Origin of the sequence: Agrobacterium sp. InxBP2 (assembly GCF_026191755.1) — a bacterium.
Taxonomy (GTDB): domain Bacteria; phylum Pseudomonadota; class Alphaproteobacteria; order Rhizobiales; family Rhizobiaceae; genus Agrobacterium; species Agrobacterium pusense.
Genome location: NZ_JAINDY010000026.1, coordinates 180,918 through 198,072, shown reverse-complemented (window position 1 = coordinate 198,072; position 17,155 = coordinate 180,918). Strand labels below are relative to the sequence as shown.

Genomic DNA, 17,155 nt, shown 5'->3' with positions numbered 1-17,155 from the left:
CAACAGCGCCACACACACTATGGAGGCAATGCCATGCAACATGACACTTTCATGACAAGCTTTCAGGTTGATGTCAGCAAAATCCTGCATGCGCCATTGACCGGCCCATGCGGCAAACCGGAAAGGGGCGTTTGCGCTCGCTTGTCATCGCCGCCGGCCTATCGAAAATTTGGTGGATCTGGCAGTGGCTCTTTTTACCGCGAAAGCGACGGGAACAACAACTTATCGTCCGGAAATCGGCAGCGTGGCGCTGAGCCTGCTAACGGCGGCTTATCTTCTGTTTTTCACGAACCGGACATTCTGGTCGAAGGTTCATACCTATCTTTCCGCCTATCCGGTCGCCATCGTCGCGCTCTATGTTGCCATGATCGCCTTTTTCGGCGCGCTCATCACGATTTTCTCCGCCAAATATCTCCTCAGGCCGTTTCTGATCGTCCTGATCTTCGCGGCGGCGGCGGCGTCCTGGTTCATGGATCGCTATGGTATCGTCATCGACAGCGACATGATCCGCAACGCCATGGAGACGACGCAGGCGGAAGCGGGCAATCTGATCACGCCCGGCTTTCTCTGGCATATGGCGATTTACGGGCTGGTGCCGTCTCTCGTCGTCGTCGCCGTCCGCATCCGGCACCGGCCGATCCTCGACAAGCTTCTGTGGAACACGATCAGCATCCTGGTCTGCCTTGCCATAACCGGCATCATCAGCTTCGCCAACTCCAAGACCTTCACCACCGCCATTCGCCAGCACAAGGATATCGTCAAGAGCGTCAATCCGTTGTCACCGATCATGTCGACGGTGCATTATTTCACGCAGGCCGGCAAGGAAGTCGATATTCAGGTCAGCCCAATCGGCAAGGACGCCAAAGTCCTGCCCGCATTGGGTAACGTGCATAAGCCACGCATTACCGTCATCGTTGCGGGCGAAACTGCCCGCGCGGCGAATTTTTCGCTTAATGGCTACGGGCGGGAAACCAATCCGGAGCTCAAGAAGCGCGATGTGGTCTATTTCCCCAGCACAACGAGCTGTGGCACCGCGACGGCGATTTCCATTCCCTGCATGTTCTCGCAATTCACGCGCTCGCAATATAGCCACAAGAAGGCGCTTGCGAATGAAAATGTCATGGATGTCCTCGTCCATGCAGGGGTCAGCGCGACCTGGCTGGACAATAATACCGGCAGCAAGGACGTCGCCGACCGTATCCCCTATTTCGACCTGCCTTCCACCAACGACAGCCGCTTCTGCACCGGCGGGGAATGCCGCGACGACATCTTTTTCGACAAGCTCGACGCCTGGCTCGATAACGTCAAGAAGGATAGTGTCATCGTGCTGCACCAGATGGGCAGCCATGGTCCGACCTACTACCTGCGTTACACCGACGAGTTCCGCAAGTTCACGCCGGACTGCCGCACCGCCGAGCTTGGCAATTGCAGCGACGCCGAAATCGTCAACTCCTACGACAACACGCTTCTTTATACCGACCACTTCCTCTCGACCGTGATCGACAAGCTGAAGGCGCGTTCCGACAAGCTGGCAACAGGCATGATCTACGCCTCGGACCACGGCGAGTCGCTTGGCGAAAACGGCGTCTACCTGCATGGCGCGCCCTATCTCCTCGCGCCCGACCAGCAGACCCATGTGCCGTTTCTCGTGTGGTTCGATGACGATTTTGCCAAATCCATGGGACTGGACAAGGCCTGCCTTGCGAAAAGCGCGGCAGAGGGCGGGCGCTCGCACGACAATTATTTCCACAGCATCCTTGGAATGATGAACGTCTCCACCTCGGTCTACGATCCCTCGCTCGATGTCTTCAGCGGCTGTACCCAACGCCGGACGAGCTGAACAGACAGTGCTTGACGCTTATCCGGAGAACAAGATACGCAAGACGACGCGATAGAGGGAGCTGTCTTGCGGGTTCTGCTTGTTGAAGACGATCATGTGCTGGGGGAGGCGCTGCGGGACCATGTGGCCGCGGCGGGTCACGCTGTCGACTGGTTCAAGACGCTGGGCGACGCCATGGCGGCGACGCTGACGATGGGTTACGGCCTGATCCTGCTCGACATGCGACTGCCTGACGGCGAGGGCATCACCCTTCTGCAAAGCCTGCGCAAGCGCGACGACGCCACGCCGGTCATCATTCTGACGGCGCATGACCAGGTCTCCGACCGGATTGCCGGGCTCAATGCCGGCGCGGACGATTATCTGGTCAAGCCTTTCGATCTCAACGAACTTTCAGCACGCATGCTGGCGGTCTCGCGCCGTTACGAGGGGCGTTCTGCCCCCGTCATCCGCCTGCCCGGCATCGAGATCAACCAGGTAGCGCGCAACATCACGGTCGATGGCACGGCGCAGACGCTCAGCGCCCGCGAATGGGCCGTGCTGGAGAAACTGGTCGAGCATCCCGGCGCAGTCGTCTCGAAAGCGCAGCTGCACGATACCCTGTACGAATTCGGCGCGGAAATAGAGAGCAACACGGTCGAAGTCTATATCAGCCGGCTGCGCAAGAAAATCGGCCATGACCGCGTCGAGACGGTGCGTGGCGTTGGCTACACGATCAAATAGACGAACCCCAGGCAGATACAGATGGCCAGACCGACCAGCATGACCCGCAAACTCGTGATGGCGCTGACCAGCGTTGTCGCCATATCATGGCTTCTCGCCTGCGGTTTGGGCGTCATGGTGATGCAGGACGAGTTCGCTGAGATTTTCGATGCCGGTCTCGAGGAAACCGCGGAAAGACTGCTGCCGCTTCTGCTCGACGACCTGCGTGAGAACAATACCGCGCCGGCCGCGCAGAAGCTCAACCAGTCGGCGGAGGGAGCGGAATATCTGACCTATCAGGTTCGCGACCGAGAAGGCCAGGTCGTGCTGCATTCGCATGACAGTTCGACGGAGCCTTTCGAAGTCTCTCTCGACCCCGGTTTTTCAGAAACATCGTCGCAGCGCATCTTCACGGTCGCCTCACCCGACGGCAACTATTTCCTGCAGGTCGCCGATGCATTCGCAAATCGCCGCGAGGCAATCGTGGAGGCAGGCACGGCGCTGGTGTTGCCCGTGCTCATTCTCATTCCTGCCAGCATTTTTGCGGTCATCCTCGTCGTGCGGCGAACGCTTCAGCCGGTGCAAACCTTACGCGACGAAATCGGCAAGAAGGACGGCGGCAATCTCGCGCCGCTTGCAACTCAGCCCTTCCCGCCCGAACTGCACCCCATTGCGCGATCGGTCAACCTGCTGCTTGGGCGGCTGCGCTCGACAATCGAGGCGGAGCGGGAATTCACCGCCAATAGCGCCCACGAATTGCGAACCCCGATTGCCGGTGCGCTGGCGCAGGCGCAGCGGCTGCACGCCGATATCCCCCCGGAGCTTGCGCCACGCGTTGAAAACATCGAAAAATCCCTGCAGCACCTCGCCCACCTCGCTGAGAAACTGCTTCAGATGTCCCGGGCTGAAGCCAGGATCGGGCTCACGGATAAGACAAGCGATCTCATCCCCGTGCTCGAACTCGTTATCGACGATATGAGCAGGACGGCGATAGGGGCGTCTCGCATCCGCTTCACCAATCGCTGTGAAGGCGCCCTGTCCGGCAGGATCGGTCCGGATGCCTTCGGTATCATCATCCGCAACCTTCTCGAAAATGCGTTGATTCACAGCCCGCCGAAAAGCCCCGTGCAGGTGATTGCGGAAACAGACGGCGCGATCCGCGTCGTAAATGCCGGGCCGACCGTCGATCCGGTGTTGTTGCCCAAGCTGACGACACGTTTCACCAGAGGCCAGTCTACGGCTGACGGCACCGGGCTCGGTCTGGCCATCGTCAAAAGCCTGGTGGAACAGACCGGCGGAAAACTGGTGCTTTCCTCTCCCGCAGAAGGTCAGCAGGACGGTTTTGAAGCCCGCGTGATCATTCCTAGCGAAGCCGCCTGAACGCAAAAAAGAAAAAGCCCCGCCGGAAGGGCGGGGCTTTGCTGGTTTTTGTGTAAGCCGATCAGTCTTCGTGGATATGGCTGTGGTCGCGCGTGTCGCGCATCTTCACGTAAACCACCAGCGACAACGCGATCATGATCGTCACATACCAGAAGAACCAGTTCTCGTGGCCGATCTGCTTGAACTTCAGGGCTACGAATTCCGCCGTTCCGCCGAATATGGTGTTTGCCAGCGCATAAGGTAACGCCACGCCGAGCGCGCGAATATGGGCCGGGAACATTTCCGCCTTCACCACCGCATTGATAGAGGTATAGCCGGTGACGATCAGCAGGCCGATCAGCACGAGGCCGAAAGCCATGATCGGATCGGTTGTGGTCGAAAGCGTGCTGAAAATGACATAGGTGAACAGCGTTCCCAGGATGCCGAAGCCCACCATCAGCGGTTTACGGCCGATCTTGTCCGACAGCGCACCGGCAAGCGGCTGACACAGCATGAAGACAAAAAGCGCCGCCGTGGTAATTTCCGTGGCGCTTTCCTTGCTGAAGCCCGAGGTGTTGACGAGGAACTTCTGCAGATAGGTGGTGTAGGCGTAAAAGGCGAGCGTGCCGCCTGATGTGAGCGCCATGACCATCAGCGCTTCCCTTGGATAGTGCTTGAACAGCGCCCATCCGCTGGACTTCGGTTTGTCGGCAGCGCCGGTCTTGGCATTTTCGAAGGACTGCGTCTCGACAAGGCCGCGGCGGATATAAAACACCGCAATCGCCAGAAGGCCGCCAATGAAGAAGGGAATGCGCCAGCCCCAGGAGCCGAGCTGTTCCGGCGTCAGGACCCGCTGCAGCACCAGAAGCACCGCCAGCGCCAGAAGCTGGCCGGAAATCAGCGTCACATACTGGAAGCTGGAGAAAAAACCACGGCGGTTCTTGCCGGCCATTTCGCTGAGGTAAGTCGCGCTTGCGCCATATTCGCCGCCGACGCTGATGCCCTGCAGCAGCCTTGCAAATACCAGAATGGCGGGGGCGGCAATGCCAATCGTTTCGTGGCCGGGCGTAATCGCGATCAGCAGCGAACCGAGACACATCAAGGTGACGGACAGGGTCAGACCCGCCTTGCGGCCCTTGCGGTCTGCATAGGTGCCCATGAACCAGGCCCCGATGGGCCGCATCAGAAATCCGACGGCAAAAACGGCAGCGGCACTCAAGAGTTCGGCCGTCTGATTGCCCGAGGGGAAGAACACCGGCGCGAAATAAAGGGTGAAAGCCGAATAGACATACCAGTCGTACCATTCGACGAGATTACCCGCCGATCCGCCGATAATGGATTTCAAACGGGTTTTCTGGTCCGGCGCGGCGGCGGGACCATTTGCCATAATATTCACGGGTTGACTCCAATTCATCTTCGTCTGGAGATGGAAGGGCGAACGGAAGGTGTGATAATTTGTCGCTCCTGTCGAGGGTATATACCCGCCATGTTGCGATGCGCAAGTTTATACCGCGTTGCAATATTGCCGAAAAAGCAGCCGTGGCGTCTGAAAGACTTCCTCCTCCCCGGCATTTTCGCCACCCGTTTTTATCACGATTGCTGGGCAGAAACCATCGAAGGAAAACTGGACGACCTTGAACCGCCTTGTAAGCCGCGCCAGCTCAAACTAAAATATATCAATGATTTACGACATATCCGACATCCAGCTCGAAAAGCTCCTCATCGCCGCCGCCCGCGCGGGCGAAGCGCTGGCGCGGCTGGACGAGCGGATAAGCAGATCGCCGATGAAACAGGGCTTCATCGAAAGGCAGGATTTCACCGACGCCATCTCCTCCATGTGGGTGGACGGCGAACTCGTGCACATGGAAGACCTCGTGCTGCATGACGCCCATATGGATGTGCGTGCGCCAAGCCATGAAATGACGGCGGCACACCGAATCCTCCGCTCGCGGCGGCTGATCTTTGCCAATGCGGCCGGCTGGGCTTTCACTGCACCGGGTCTTTCCCGGCTGCGCGGCAGGGCGTCGCCCGCCGCCGAAGAGATGCTGCCCGCACGGCAGACCGTCGATCAGCCTGCGGGTGAGGAGGCACATGAGGCTGAGACATCGCTGGACGGCGCTTTTTCCGAACTCGACGCCCTTCTGGCGCGAAGCGCAGCCACGCTCGATGCGATCACCACGGGAAACGCGCTTCCGTCGATGCACAGGGAGGAAAGCCATGCGCTCATCAACGAGCCTGACTGGGACGAAGACGAACGGCTGAAAGAATGGTGGGACGTGCAGTCGCGGACGGAGGAACTGCCGGCAATTCTGCGCACCGCCATCCTGCTTGATTCCTGGAACATGATAGAGGTGCTCCAGCGCAGCCCCTGGCTTGGGCGGCTTCTGGCCTCGGCTTTTCTGCGCGACGGCGCTGTCACGCCCGATCACCTGCCGGCCCTGAGCGCCGGTCTTCGTGCCATCCCGAGGGAGCGGCGGCACGCCAGGAACCAGACACAGCGCATCCTCGCACTTCTCGACAGTTTTTATGAGGCGGCGCTGGCCAGCATGAAGGAACACGACCGGCTGAGCCACGCGCGGGAGCGGATGATGCGCAAGTTGGCCGGCCGCCGTTCCTCATCGCGATTGCCCGAACTCGTCGAGCTGGTCGTTTCCCGCCCTGTGGTCTCGGCAGCCATGATCGTGAAGGAACTCGGCACTACGCCACAGGGCGCAATCGGCCTCGCCAACCAGCTGGAATTGCGGGAGGTTACCGGTCGCGGCCGTTTCCGCGCCTGGGGCATGCTGTAGCGGCCCCTTGCAGACGATCCGGAAGGTAAAAGGACCGTTTCGCAGCCGCTTTCGCATGGAAACGTGCCTCGTCAATTCGGCGATCACGAATCTTAACAAAATTTAACTATTGCGTAGGTCAACGAAGCGGCTATGTTCCTCGCTGCGTTGCAACACCGATTTCTTCTCCGGCAACGCGGTCGCATTCGGCCCGGCAACTTTTCTCTGCCGCCCGCATTTAAGTGTCCATCATCAGGGAGATGCAATAATGACAATTTCAGTTTCACAACCCGATTCCGATCACGAAACCGATGCTCCTTTCGCCAAAAAGGTCCTGGCAGCGCGTAATCTTGCCGGCTATACGATCGAGCAGCTTGCCGTGACCTGTGGCCTCACAACGAGCGAAATACGTGCCCTGGAAGACGGCACGGACAGCGATCCCCTGCGCATTCGGCGTGTTGCCGCCGCGCTGCATATTCCGGTCGAAACCGTTATCTGATCTTTCCTATCGATCACGAAAAATCTCAGCGCCGCCGGGAAGATGTTCCCGGGAACATCGAGGCGGCGCACGCAGCCCGGAGGCTGCCGATTCTTTCGGAACATTTTCCGCATCCGCTCCCTTAACATTTTCGTTATCCGGCACCACATGCAATTCGCGAGCGGGGACGTTCAGCGACATTCGACATGTATCCCGCCCGCCGAGAGCAGCAACAACCTCCGGAATCCTGCCATGACATTTACGCTCGACACCGAAGAACGGGTTTCTTCAGCATTGGCTGAATTGTGGCCGGCGGAGAAAACCGAGACTCTCGACTGGCTGGTCACCGGCACCAAGGACGAACGCTTCATCGACGAAATCTTCGTGGAGCTTTGCAACCGCTTGCGGGCAAGCGGAATTTCGGTGGCGCGCGGCGTTCTAGCTTTCCGTATCCGCCATCCGCAATGGCTGGGCGCGCGGATTTTATGGAAAGACGGCATGTCCGAAGCCGAGATCGTCACTTATGGCTACGGCTCGGAAAACACCCCCGAATATCTTAACAGTCCGATCAGGGACATCCACCAGGGCGCCAGCGAAATCCGGCATCGCCTGAACGTCGACGCCATCGACGAAACAGGTTACACGATCTATGAGGAGCTGCGGTCGGAAGGGCTGACGGATTATTGCGCCTGGCCTATTGAGCACACGTTCGGCAAACGCCACGTCGCATCGTTTTCCAGCGATCGCCTCGGCGGCTTTTCCGACGAAGAGATCGTCGCGCTGAAAAACCTCCTGCCCGCGCTCGCGCTGGTAAGCGAGATTCGCCTGAAGAACAGGATGACACGCACGCTTCTGGAAACCTATGTGGGACCACATGCGGGCGAAAAGATCCTGAACGGCGCCACGACACGCGGCAGCGGCATGACGGTGGGAGCAGCAATCCTGATCTGCGACCTGCGCAATTTCACCCATATTTCCGATCTATGGCCGCGTGACGATGTGATCGAGCTTCTGAACGGTTATTTCGACGCCATGTGTGATCCGATCGAGGAATTTGGCGGGGAAATCCTGAAATTCATGGGCGACGGGCTGCTGGCGATCTTCCCGCTCAGCAACCCGGATGCTTGCGGAAACCTCCTGAAGGCCATTGCCAGGGCGCAACGGAGCCTGATCGCACTCAACGAGATCAACCGGCAAAAAGGCCATGACCCCTTGGGTTATGGCATCGGCGTTCATGTCGGCGATGTCATGTACGGCAATATCGGCTCGAAAACCCGGCTCGATTTCACCGTTATCGGACCCGCCGTCAACATCGCATCGCGGCTTGAGACGCTGACCAAGGAAACAGGGCGAAACGTTCTCTTCTCCGAAGAATTCGTGCGCATGGCTGGCAACGGGACCGGGTTCGAAAGTCTGGGCCCTTGGCTGTTGCGCGGCCTCGAAACCCCGGTCGAAGTTTACGCTCTTCCGCAAAATCCCGCATCGGCGCCCGTCGCCGCCTGATGGGCTGCGCCTGCTGCCCAGCTTGTAACGGCGCATTTTAAGCCGAACGGCATCTCCCCGACACCCTCCGGAGCCGATTTCGGCTGCCCTGCGCGACGTCAAATCGCTTGACACGCCATGCCTGTCGATCTAGCAAAATGGAACATATATTCTATATCGAAACATTGTTTGCATTCATATTCTGCCTGTCTGGGAGTGACGGGCGGACGTGTGAAGGAACCGGAGGAAAAATGGTTACGAAATTGGCCCTGCTTGGCGCCGGACGGATCGGCAAGGTCCATGCAAAGGCGATCACCACCGACAGCCGCGCGCAGCTGGTGGCTGTCGTGGACGCCATGGCCGGCGCTGCGGAAGCAATCGCGCGGGAGGCCCACTGCAAGGCCAGCACGATCGAGGAGGTTCTGGCCGACGAAACGATCGACGCGGTCATCATCTGCACGCCGACCAACACCCATTCGGATCTGATCGAGCGTTTCGCCCGCGCCGGCAAGGCGATCTTCTGCGAAAAGCCCGTTGATCTCGATGTTGCCCGCGCGGAAGCCTGCGCCAAGGTGGTGGAAGAGACCGGTGCAAAGGTCATGCTCGGTTTCAACCGGCGTTTCGACCCGCATTTTCAGGCTGTTCACAAGGCGATCGACGACGGCCGCATCGGCAAGGTCGAAATGGTGACAATCACCAGTCGCGATCCCGGCCCGCCCCCGGCCGAATATATCAAGGTTTCCGGCGGCATTTTCCGCGACATGACCATTCATGATTTCGACATGGCCCGTTTCCTGCTCGGTGAGGAAGTGGAAAGCGTGTTCGCCACCGGTTCCGTTCTGGTCAATCCGGAGATCGGCACACTCGGTGATTTCGACAGCGCCAGCATCATTCTGACGACGAAAAGCGGCAGGCAGGCGATTATTTCAAACTCTCGCCGCGCGACCTATGGTTACGACCAGCGCATCGAGGTACACGGTTCGCTCGGTTCGGCAGCGGCAGAAAACCAGCGCCCGGTTTCCATCGAAATCGCCAATGCGGATGGTTACACCCGGCCACCGCTGCATGATTTCTTCATGACGCGTTACACGGCAGCCTATGCTGCGGAAATCACTGCTTTCATTGACAGCATTGAAAATAACACCGCGCCCTCTCCTTCCATCAAGGACGGTTTGATCGCGCTGAAGCTCGCCGATGCGGCGCTGAAATCCGCAACGTCGAAAACGGTCGTGACGATCGCCTGAGGTAGCGGCCGTAGCGCCGCGCGTCTTGCCGAACCCTCTGTCCGCCGCGCAATTGTCGACGGCGGACAGCCGTGCCTTTTCCAAGGCCTCGCCAGCGGGCATATCGGGCACATCGTCCAGATCCCACATTGATCCGCGGCGCTCAAATCCACAACAGGCTGCTTCCGGGCTTGCATGGCTGCTATTCAGAAAATAAGGTTGTCTGACAAGGTGCGGCCATAACATATGGCCATATCCATCTCATTCACGCCGAATCCTTTTTTGCCGGCAAACTCCGGACAGCGGTTTTTCCATGCCATCAGCTAAGACCGGTTTTCTTTATGCGCTTGTCGCCTTCACGATCTTTGCGGCGCAGGATGGCATATCGAAACATCTGGGCAGCGCCTATCCACCGGTCTTCGTCGCCATGTTGCGCTACTGGGCCTTTGCCGTTTTCGTTCTGCTGATGGCGGCGAAGTCTTCAGGCGGCATTCGCGGTGCCGCCATCGCCAATCGCCCCTGGCTGCAGATCAGTCGTGGTGTCCTCCTTGCCGTACAGATCGTCTTTTCGATTTTCTCCTTCGCAATCGTCGGCCTTGCCCACAGCCATTCCATCATCGCTTCCGCCCCGCTCATCGTCGCGGCGCTTTCCGTGCCGCTGCTGGGAGAAAAAGTGGGCTGGCGGCGCTGGTGCGCTATTTTTGTCGGTTTCATCGGCGTTCTCGTTATTCTCAAACCCGATGGCGAAGGTTTCGACAAGAGCCTGCTGATCACCTTCGTCGCCGCATTCATGCTGGCGCTTTATGGTGTGCTGACGCGGCTCGGCAGCCGGAGCGATACGGCCATGACAAGCTTCTTTTATACCGGCGTGGCGGGCGCGGTCGCCCTGACGCTGGTTGGCCCGTTTTATTGGGTCAGTCTGGCGCCCCATGACTGGGGATGGATGCTGGCCCTGTGCATTACCGGCATGAGCGGCCATTACTGCCTGATTAAAGCCTTCGAACTGGCGGATGCGGCTTCCGTGCAGCCATTTTCCTATTACCAGCTCGTGCTCGTCTCCATCATCGGCGTCACCATCTATGGCGAGGTCGTGACTTCCAATATGGTGATCGGCGCGGCCATCGTCATAGCAGCCGGTCTTTTCACCATCTGGCGGGAACACATGACCGCACGGAAGGGTGGCCGGCAAGGCTGATATGCTTGCCGGCCGGAGCCCGCCTACACGAGAGCCGCCTCGCAGCGCAGCAGCATGCCGAAAAGATCCCGCGGCTCATCCGGGTCCGCCAGCAGGTCCAACTCCGTATAGAGCCCGGTGGACGGCAGTTTTGAGCGTACATAACGCAGCGCCGAAAAATCCTCAGTCGCGAAACCCACGCTGTCGAACAGTGTGATCTGCCTATCGTTTGCCCGGCCTTGCTGTTCACCCGTTATGACCCGCCACAGCTCGGTAACGGGGTAATCCGGCGGCAATTGCTGAATTTCGCCCTCAATACGCGTCTGCGGCGGATATTCGACAAAAATGTCGGATCGCAACAGAATATCCCGGTGCAATTCCGTCTTGCCGGGACAATCCCCGCCAACAGCGTTGATGTGGATGCCGGGGCCGACCATGTTGTCAGTCAGGATCGTCGCATATTGCTTGTCAGCAGTGACCGTCGTGACGATATCCGCGCCTTCCACTACTTCTTCCGCACTGTCGCAGATCTTGATGGCAAAGCCCTGCCCGGCGAGATTGCGGGCGCATTTCTCGCTGGCGGAGCGGTCGATGTCAAACAGCCGCAACGTATCGATGCCGAGAATGGCCTTGAACGCCCGCGCCTGGAATTCGCTCTGTGCGCCATTGCCGATAATGGCCATGGAACGGGCGTTTTGGCGGGCGAGATATTTCGCCGCGACGGCGGAGGTGGCGGCAGTGCGCAGCGCGGTCAGGATCGTCATTTCGGTCAGAAGCAGCGGATAACCATTGCCGACATCGGAAAGCACGCCGAAGGCCGTCACGGTCTGGCGGCCTTCCTTCATGTTCTTCGGGTGGCCGTTGACATATTTGAAGCCGTAAAGCGTGCCATCGCTGGTCGGCATCAGCTCGATGACACCTTCCGTCGAATGGGAGGCGATGCGCGGGGTCTTGTCGAAGCTTTGCCAGCGACGGAAATCCTCCTCCACCACATCGGCGAGCTCACGCAGGAACGTGTCGATGCCCACCTTGAGCACCAGCTTCATCATGTGATCGACGCTGACGAAAGGCACGATATTGAGGTTTGGTATCACGGTCATCACATCACCCCTTTCAGCCGGCCCGCGTCGGACGGTCCATGACCCGCTTGCCCATCAGGCTGGTGGCAAGATCCACCATCAGCGTCGCGGTCCTGCCGCGCTCATCGAGAAACGGATTGAGTTCCACGAGATCGAGGCTGCAGACCAGCCCGCTGTCATGCAGCATCTCCATGACAAGATGGGCTTCGCGGAATGTCGCGCCGCCCGGAACCGTGGTGCCGACAGCCGGCGCGATGGACGGCTCCAGAAAATCGACATCGAGGCTGACATGCAAAAGCCCGTTTGCCGCCTGAACCCGCGCCAGGAATTCACGCAGCAGCACGGCAACGCCATGCTCGTCAATCGAACGCATGTCGTGAACGGTGATGCCGCTTTTTTCCAGAGCGGCTCTCTCGGCAGGGTCGACGCTGCGGATGCCGATCATGCCGATATTCTCTTCCGGAACAGCATGGGAAAGCGGCGGGAAATAACCGGAAAAACCGTCACGCCCGCTGAAATAGGCGACCGGCGTGCCATGCAGATTGCCGCTGCGTGTGGTTTCAAGGGTGTGATAATCTGTATGAGCATCGAGCCAGAGGACGAAGAATGGCCGACCCGTCTCAGCCACGCGGCGCGCCATGCCGGCAACCGTCCCCGCCGAAATCGCATGGTCGCCGCCGAGGAAGATCGGCACGGCGTCCGCGCTTTCGCGATAGGCCGCTTCCGTCAGCGCCTCTGTCCAGGCCACTGTCTCGGAAAGATGGTGTACGGCAGGATTCGGATGGCAAAATTCCCGAAGCGGCGCGGGCGTCACATTGCCCGTATCCACCACCCGATGCCCCAGTTCTTCGAGGGCATGGGCAAGCCCCGCGACGCGATAGGCGCTCGGCCCCATTTCGCATCCCAATTGCCCGGCCCCGATCTGCAACGGCGCACCAACAAGCCTGATATCCATTCCCGTCCTCATTTTTCCTACCGATAACTTCACTAGACCACGGAGACATGGCAGAACGAACATCAAAGATTGGCAATATTATCGAAATAAGCTACCGTTTTGGTAAAATCATTTTATCGAAATGGCAGGTATGGACAAACTCGACGAACGCCTCATCACCCTTCTGCGGCATAATGGCCGGCGCAGCATCTCCGACCTGGCCGTGGAGACTGAAACCTCGCGCGCGACGGTTCGCTCGCGCGTCGAAAGAATGGAAAATGACGGTACGATCATCGGTTATACCGTTATCCTGCGCGCCGACGCCGTTGAAGCCGCAATCCGCGGCATCATGATGATCGAGATCGAAGGCCATGTGACGGACCGCGTCATCCGCACACTCGGCGGCTTTCCGGAAATCTCCGAAATCCACACCACCAACGGCCGCTGGGATCTGATCGTGGAACTGAATGCCGCGACACTTAGCGATTTCGACGCCGTGCTCCGCCGCATCCGCCTCGTGCCCGGGATTACCGGCAGCGAGACCAGCCTGCTGCTCTCCACCCCGCGTTCCACCCGCGCAAGGCTCTGACACAGAGACGAAACGCAAAAGCAGGATAAAACGCATTTTTCGATTTTTTCGACTTGCGCCCCGGAATAAATCATCTATATGACGACCCACCAAAGCGAACGCGACAACGCGTTTCAGGCATTTGGGGAATAGTTCAATGGTAGAACAGCGGACTCTGACTCCGTCGATCTTGGTTCGAATCCAGGTTCCCCAGCCAACACCTTAACTCCCTTTACATCCTCGATTTTTGTCTCGTAGCGGATATCATTCCGACGCTACTCACCCGCGGCCGATATCGCGACGGCGAGCGCCCTGATGGCTGAGGCGTGGGCCGGTGTACGCGCGCGGGAAAGAAGCACGATGTCAGAGATTGGCAACGGTGGCAGGCCCAGCTCGGGGCCGCGATCCGGCAAGCCTCGCGCGCTGATCTCGCCGAGGGCTGCGATGCCTGCGCCGGCAAGCACTCCTTCCAGAAGCGCAGAACAGCTTCCAGCGGTGAACGCATCGCGCCAGGCGACGCCAGCCTTTCCGAGCTCGGCTATCGCAATATCCCGGACACCACACCCCGCCCCAAGAGAGACGAGCGGAACGGCGCTATTGGTGCGCGGTCGCCAGTCCGGGGCCACACGCCATCCCAGCCTGTCGGTGCGCAGCACTTCGCCATCGGACCCGCCGCCATTGCGACGGATGATGGCGGCATCGGCCAGTCCGGAAGCGAAGCTTTCCTTCACCCGCCGGGAAAAACCCAAGGTCACATCAATCACAGCATTGGCCGGCAGCGACGCGCGCATTGCTCTTATCGCCGCCGAAAGGCGGGTCCCGATCGCGTGATCGCTGGCCGCCAGTGCAAAGTGCAGCGGTGGCTCGTCACTGAAGTTCAGCGCATCCTCATGTTTGGCCAGCAGCTCGCGGGCCTTCGGCAGAAACACCTGCCCATCCTCCGTCAGCCGAAGGTGGCGTGGCGAGCGGTCGATCAACCGTCTGCCGAGACGCTGCTCCAGCATCTTCAGCTTCTGACTGACGACGGGCTGCACGGTTCCCGCAGCGTCGGCCGCCCTAGTCAGGCTGCCCAGTTCAACGGCGAAAATGAAGAGGCGGACGCTTTCAAGGTCAATCATATAAAATCGCTATGAATAGAATAGTATTCATTATCTTCTCATTATGATGAAATTTACGCAAGGTGGTTTTCGGCAACAAGGAGAAACACCATGCCCATGATCAAAACCCGCTACACCAAACCTCAAGACGCTGACGATCCGAAGCTGGAAATCGCCGCTCTCCTGTCCCGGTTGACTGCGGACATCCTGCACAAAGACCCGGCGGTTACCGCCGTTCTCGTCGAAAGTGCCGATCCCGCCGACTGGATCATCGCCGGATCGAGCGTCGCCGAACAGAAGGTCGGCACATTTTATGTCGAGGTTTCGATTACCGATCACACAAACATCAAGGACGAGACGACCGAATGGGTACGCCGTGTTTATGAAGAGATGAACAGGCTGCTTGGCCCCGTGCACGAAGCAAGCTATGTGCTGGTTCACGCCGTGGATGGCGACACCTATGGTTATGGCGGGCAAACGCAGAACCTGCGGTGGGCGCGCAAGCACGCATGATCGGGGCGGGTGAATAAGAAAAGCCCGCGGAGCAGTGGAACGAGATGGTACTCTATGAACTGGCCGCCGTGGGCGCTGCAACCTGCTGGGCGATAACGGGACTGCTCGCCGCCCGCCCGGCGGGGCATCTTGGTGCGCTTGCCTTCAACAGGACAAGGCAGCTTTTTGTCGCCTCGGTGCTCGGTCTTTACGTCCTCGCTTCAGGAACCTGGCGGGACCTGCAACCGGATGCGCTGTGGGCGCTGTTGCTTTCCGGCTTCATCGGCATCTTCGTTGGCGACACGCTGCTTTTCACCTGCCTCAACCGGCTGGGGCCACGCCGCTCCGGAATCCTGTTTGCGCTCAACGCTCCCATCGCCGCCGTGCTTGGCTGGGCTGTTCTCGGGGAACAGCTTTCCGTGACAGCCATAGCCGGCATAGGACTCACCCTTGCGGGCGTTCTGCTGGCCATCCTTTTCGGCAAGCGCAAGTCGCAGCTGCACGCATGGGAAAGCGTGAAGGGACCGCTCTGGCTCGGCGTCCTCGTCGGCCTTCTCGCAGCTCTCAGCCAAGCCGTTGGCTCGCTGATCGCGAGGCCTGTGATGGCAGCAGGTGTCGATCCCATCGCCGCGTCCATGCTGCGGGTGGGCGTCGCCGCAATCTGCCTTACGATGTTGACAATGCTCCCCATCAAGGCCGTAAAACCCAAGGGGCCATTGACGGGCAGCATTTTCCTCCAGACGGCGCTGACCGGCACGATCGCGCTCGGCTTCGGCATGACGCTGCTGCTGTTTGCGCTTTCTGGCGGAAAGGTCGGCATTGTCTCCACACTTTCGGCCACCACGCCGGTCATCATCCTGCCATTGCTCTGGCTCAGAACCGGGGAGCGGCCCGCATCTGGTGCGTGGGTGGGAGCCGCTCTTGTCGTTATCGGCATGGCGCTCGTGTTCTGGCGCTGAAGGCCGCCGCAGGGTTAGATGCGATAAACAACCGCTCCGCCCGTCATGCCCGCGCCGGCTGCCGTCAGAAGCAGGTTTTCGCCGCTCGCGAAAGGTCGTCCGCGGTTAGTCATGGACAGCGAAAGCGGGATGGTGGCGGCGGAAGAATTGCCGAAGCTTTCTATGGTGCGAACCGTCTTTCCCCGCTCGATACCAAGATTGCCACAGACGGCATCAAACATGCGGGCATTGGCCTGATGCGGTACGAAACGGCCGATATCGGCTGCGGTCAGTTCCGCCTCTTCCAGCACGCGCTGTGAGGTCTCGCTCATCAGCGCCACGGCGCGGGAGAAAACCTCCCGGCCATCGCGCATCGTCATCAGGGCATCTTCGGCGGACATATCAGCGCAAAAGGGCCGGCTGCTGCCGCCTACCGCAATCTGGATGAGATCGTAACCGCTTCCATCGGCAACCAGATCGGCCGACAACAGCCCGCGTTTCGCCTCAGGGCTAGGGGTGAGCACCACCGCGCCGGCGGCATCGGCAAACAGGACGGCGCTCGCCCTTTCCGCCGGATTGATGCGACGGCTGAGAATATTGGCCGCGACAACAAGGACGGCGCGGCCATGGGTACGGACAAAACCATCCGCGAGGGTGAGCGCATAAAGAAAACCGGAACAGGCGCCAGCAAGATCGATCGCACCGGAGCGCGTCAAACCGAGCCTGTGTGCCAGCAGCGGCGCGGAAGGCGGCAGAAGATGGTCCGGCGTGGAGGTGGCAAGCAGCGTAAGCGCAATGTTATCGGGATCGATCTTGGCATCCGCCAGCGCCATCCGGCCCGCCTTTTCCGCAAGGCCACTCAACGTGTCGTCCTTCTCTGCCCAATAACGGGAGCGAATGCCGGTGCGCCGCTCGATCCAGCCGGCCTCCAACCCGAGGTTGGCCTCTATTTCGGCATTGCCGACGCAACGGGCAGGAACGGCATGGCCGAAACCAGCCATACGGGAAGTGCGTGTCTGCATTA

16 protein-coding genes and 1 tRNA gene are annotated in these 17,155 nt (G+C 59.5%); 12 read left to right on the top strand and 5 right to left on the bottom strand.

Features of this window, described 5'->3' with window-relative positions:
* Positions 1–172 precede the first annotated feature (172 nt).
* From K7A42_RS08935 to K7A42_RS08925, 3 genes are all read left to right on the top strand, one after another.
* Complete coding sequence (locus K7A42_RS08935) at positions 173–1,840, top strand: phosphoethanolamine transferase (protein WP_044459493.1); 1,668 nt, start codon at positions 173–175, stop codon at positions 1,838–1,840.
* Positions 1,841–1,906: 66 nt separating this feature from the next.
* On the top strand, positions 1,907–2,560 hold the full coding sequence (locus K7A42_RS08930) for a response regulator transcription factor (RefSeq protein WP_004437591.1): 654 nt from the start codon (positions 1,907–1,909) through the stop codon (positions 2,558–2,560).
* Positions 2,561–2,581: 21 nt separating this feature from the next.
* Complete coding sequence (locus K7A42_RS08925; RefSeq protein ID WP_006698137.1) at positions 2,582–3,919, top strand: sensor histidine kinase; 1,338 nt, start codon at positions 2,582–2,584, stop codon at positions 3,917–3,919.
* 61 nt (positions 3,920–3,980) lie between these two features.
* Here K7A42_RS08925 and K7A42_RS08920 read toward each other — a convergent pair whose 3' ends face one another.
* On the bottom strand, positions 3,981–5,285 hold the full coding sequence (locus K7A42_RS08920) for an MFS transporter (RefSeq protein ID WP_006698138.1): 1,305 nt from the start codon (positions 5,283–5,285) through the stop codon (positions 3,981–3,983).
* Between the two features lie 292 nt (positions 5,286–5,577).
* Here K7A42_RS08920 and K7A42_RS08915 point away from each other — a divergent pair, with 292 nt between their 5' ends.
* From K7A42_RS08915 to K7A42_RS08895, 5 genes are all read left to right on the top strand, one after another.
* Positions 5,578–6,687, top strand: coding sequence for an RHE_PE00001 family protein (locus tag K7A42_RS08915; protein WP_108081731.1), 1,110 nt, complete (start codon positions 5,578–5,580; stop codon positions 6,685–6,687).
* A gap of 247 nt (positions 6,688–6,934) precedes the next feature.
* On the top strand, positions 6,935–7,165 hold the full coding sequence (locus K7A42_RS08910) for a helix-turn-helix domain-containing protein (RefSeq protein WP_004437583.1): 231 nt from the start codon (positions 6,935–6,937) through the stop codon (positions 7,163–7,165).
* A gap of 231 nt (positions 7,166–7,396) precedes the next feature.
* Positions 7,397–8,647, top strand: a complete 1,251-nt coding sequence (locus K7A42_RS08905; protein ID WP_112555336.1) for an adenylate/guanylate cyclase domain-containing protein — start codon at positions 7,397–7,399, stop codon at positions 8,645–8,647.
* Positions 8,648–8,877: 230 nt separating this feature from the next.
* Complete coding sequence (gene iolG / locus K7A42_RS08900; protein WP_112555334.1) at positions 8,878–9,870, top strand: inositol 2-dehydrogenase; 993 nt, start codon at positions 8,878–8,880, stop codon at positions 9,868–9,870.
* Positions 9,871–10,162: 292 nt separating this feature from the next.
* The gene (locus tag K7A42_RS08895; protein ID WP_112555332.1) at positions 10,163–11,044 is read left to right on the top strand and encodes a DMT family transporter; all 882 of its coding nucleotides are present in this window, start codon (positions 10,163–10,165) and stop codon (positions 11,042–11,044) included.
* A gap of 23 nt (positions 11,045–11,067) precedes the next feature.
* On the opposite strand, the gene K7A42_RS08890 is transcribed toward K7A42_RS08895, so the two are convergent.
* Together K7A42_RS08890 and rocF are read right to left on the bottom strand one after the other, a co-directional pair.
* Positions 11,068–12,123, bottom strand: coding sequence for an ornithine cyclodeaminase (locus K7A42_RS08890; protein ID WP_034500187.1), 1,056 nt, complete (start codon positions 12,121–12,123; stop codon positions 11,068–11,070).
* 13 nt (positions 12,124–12,136) lie between these two features.
* Positions 12,137–13,057 (bottom strand): arginase, encoded by a 921-nt coding sequence (gene rocF, locus K7A42_RS08885; protein WP_006698143.1) that lies wholly within the window; start codon positions 13,055–13,057, stop codon positions 12,137–12,139.
* 130 nt (positions 13,058–13,187) lie between these two features.
* Between rocF and K7A42_RS08880 the strand changes: the two genes are divergently transcribed.
* Both K7A42_RS08880 and K7A42_RS08875 read left to right on the top strand, forming a co-directional pair.
* Positions 13,188–13,625: an Lrp/AsnC family transcriptional regulator gene (locus K7A42_RS08880; RefSeq protein WP_006698144.1), complete on the top strand. Its 438-nt coding sequence runs from the start codon at positions 13,188–13,190 to the stop codon at positions 13,623–13,625.
* Between the two features lie 122 nt (positions 13,626–13,747).
* A tRNA-Gln gene (locus K7A42_RS08875) sits at positions 13,748–13,821 on the top strand.
* A gap of 58 nt (positions 13,822–13,879) precedes the next feature.
* Here K7A42_RS08875 and K7A42_RS08870 read toward each other — a convergent pair.
* Positions 13,880–14,722 (bottom strand): LysR family transcriptional regulator, encoded by an 843-nt coding sequence (locus tag K7A42_RS08870; RefSeq protein ID WP_174151138.1) that lies wholly within the window; start codon positions 14,720–14,722, stop codon positions 13,880–13,882.
* 90 nt (positions 14,723–14,812) lie between these two features.
* Between K7A42_RS08870 and K7A42_RS08865 the strand changes: the two genes are divergently transcribed.
* Positions 14,813–15,214: a tautomerase family protein gene (locus K7A42_RS08865; protein ID WP_034500184.1), complete on the top strand. Its 402-nt coding sequence runs from the start codon at positions 14,813–14,815 to the stop codon at positions 15,212–15,214.
* 44 nt (positions 15,215–15,258) lie between these two features.
* Positions 15,259–16,152 (top strand): DMT family transporter, encoded by an 894-nt coding sequence (locus tag K7A42_RS08860; protein WP_037090559.1) that lies wholly within the window; start codon positions 15,259–15,261, stop codon positions 16,150–16,152.
* Between the two features lie 14 nt (positions 16,153–16,166).
* Here K7A42_RS08860 and K7A42_RS08855 read toward each other — a convergent pair whose 3' ends face one another.
* The gene (locus K7A42_RS08855; RefSeq protein ID WP_112555427.1) at positions 16,167–17,153 is read right to left on the bottom strand and encodes a beta-ketoacyl-ACP synthase III; all 987 of its coding nucleotides are present in this window, start codon (positions 17,151–17,153) and stop codon (positions 16,167–16,169) included.
* Positions 17,154–17,155: the final 2 nt, after the last annotated feature.

Coding starts and splice junctions, on each gene's coding strand:
- K7A42_RS08855 (WP_112555427.1), bottom strand. CDS start 17,153: ATGCAGACACGCACTTCCCGTATGGCTGGTTTCGGCCATGCCGTTCCT.
- K7A42_RS08880 (WP_006698144.1), top strand. CDS start 13,188: ATGGACAAACTCGACGAACGCCTCATCACCCTTCTGCGGCATAATGGC.
- K7A42_RS08870 (WP_174151138.1), bottom strand. CDS start 14,722: ATGATTGACCTTGAAAGCGTCCGCCTCTTCATTTTCGCCGTTGAACTG.
- K7A42_RS08905 (WP_112555336.1), top strand. CDS start 7,397: ATGACATTTACGCTCGACACCGAAGAACGGGTTTCTTCAGCATTGGCT.
- iolG (WP_112555334.1), top strand. CDS start 8,878: ATGGTTACGAAATTGGCCCTGCTTGGCGCCGGACGGATCGGCAAGGTC.
- rocF (WP_006698143.1), bottom strand. CDS start 13,057: ATGGATATCAGGCTTGTTGGTGCGCCGTTGCAGATCGGGGCCGGGCAA.
- K7A42_RS08925 (WP_006698137.1), top strand. CDS start 2,582: ATGGCCAGACCGACCAGCATGACCCGCAAACTCGTGATGGCGCTGACC.
- K7A42_RS08910 (WP_004437583.1), top strand. CDS start 6,935: ATGACAATTTCAGTTTCACAACCCGATTCCGATCACGAAACCGATGCT.
- K7A42_RS08865 (WP_034500184.1), top strand. CDS start 14,813: ATGCCCATGATCAAAACCCGCTACACCAAACCTCAAGACGCTGACGAT.
- K7A42_RS08860 (WP_037090559.1), top strand. CDS start 15,259: ATGGTACTCTATGAACTGGCCGCCGTGGGCGCTGCAACCTGCTGGGCG.
- K7A42_RS08915 (WP_108081731.1), top strand. CDS start 5,578: ATGATTTACGACATATCCGACATCCAGCTCGAAAAGCTCCTCATCGCC.
- K7A42_RS08895 (WP_112555332.1), top strand. CDS start 10,163: ATGCCATCAGCTAAGACCGGTTTTCTTTATGCGCTTGTCGCCTTCACG.
- K7A42_RS08890 (WP_034500187.1), bottom strand. CDS start 12,123: ATGACCGTGATACCAAACCTCAATATCGTGCCTTTCGTCAGCGTCGAT.
- K7A42_RS08920 (WP_006698138.1), bottom strand. CDS start 5,285: ATGGCAAATGGTCCCGCCGCCGCGCCGGACCAGAAAACCCGTTTGAAA.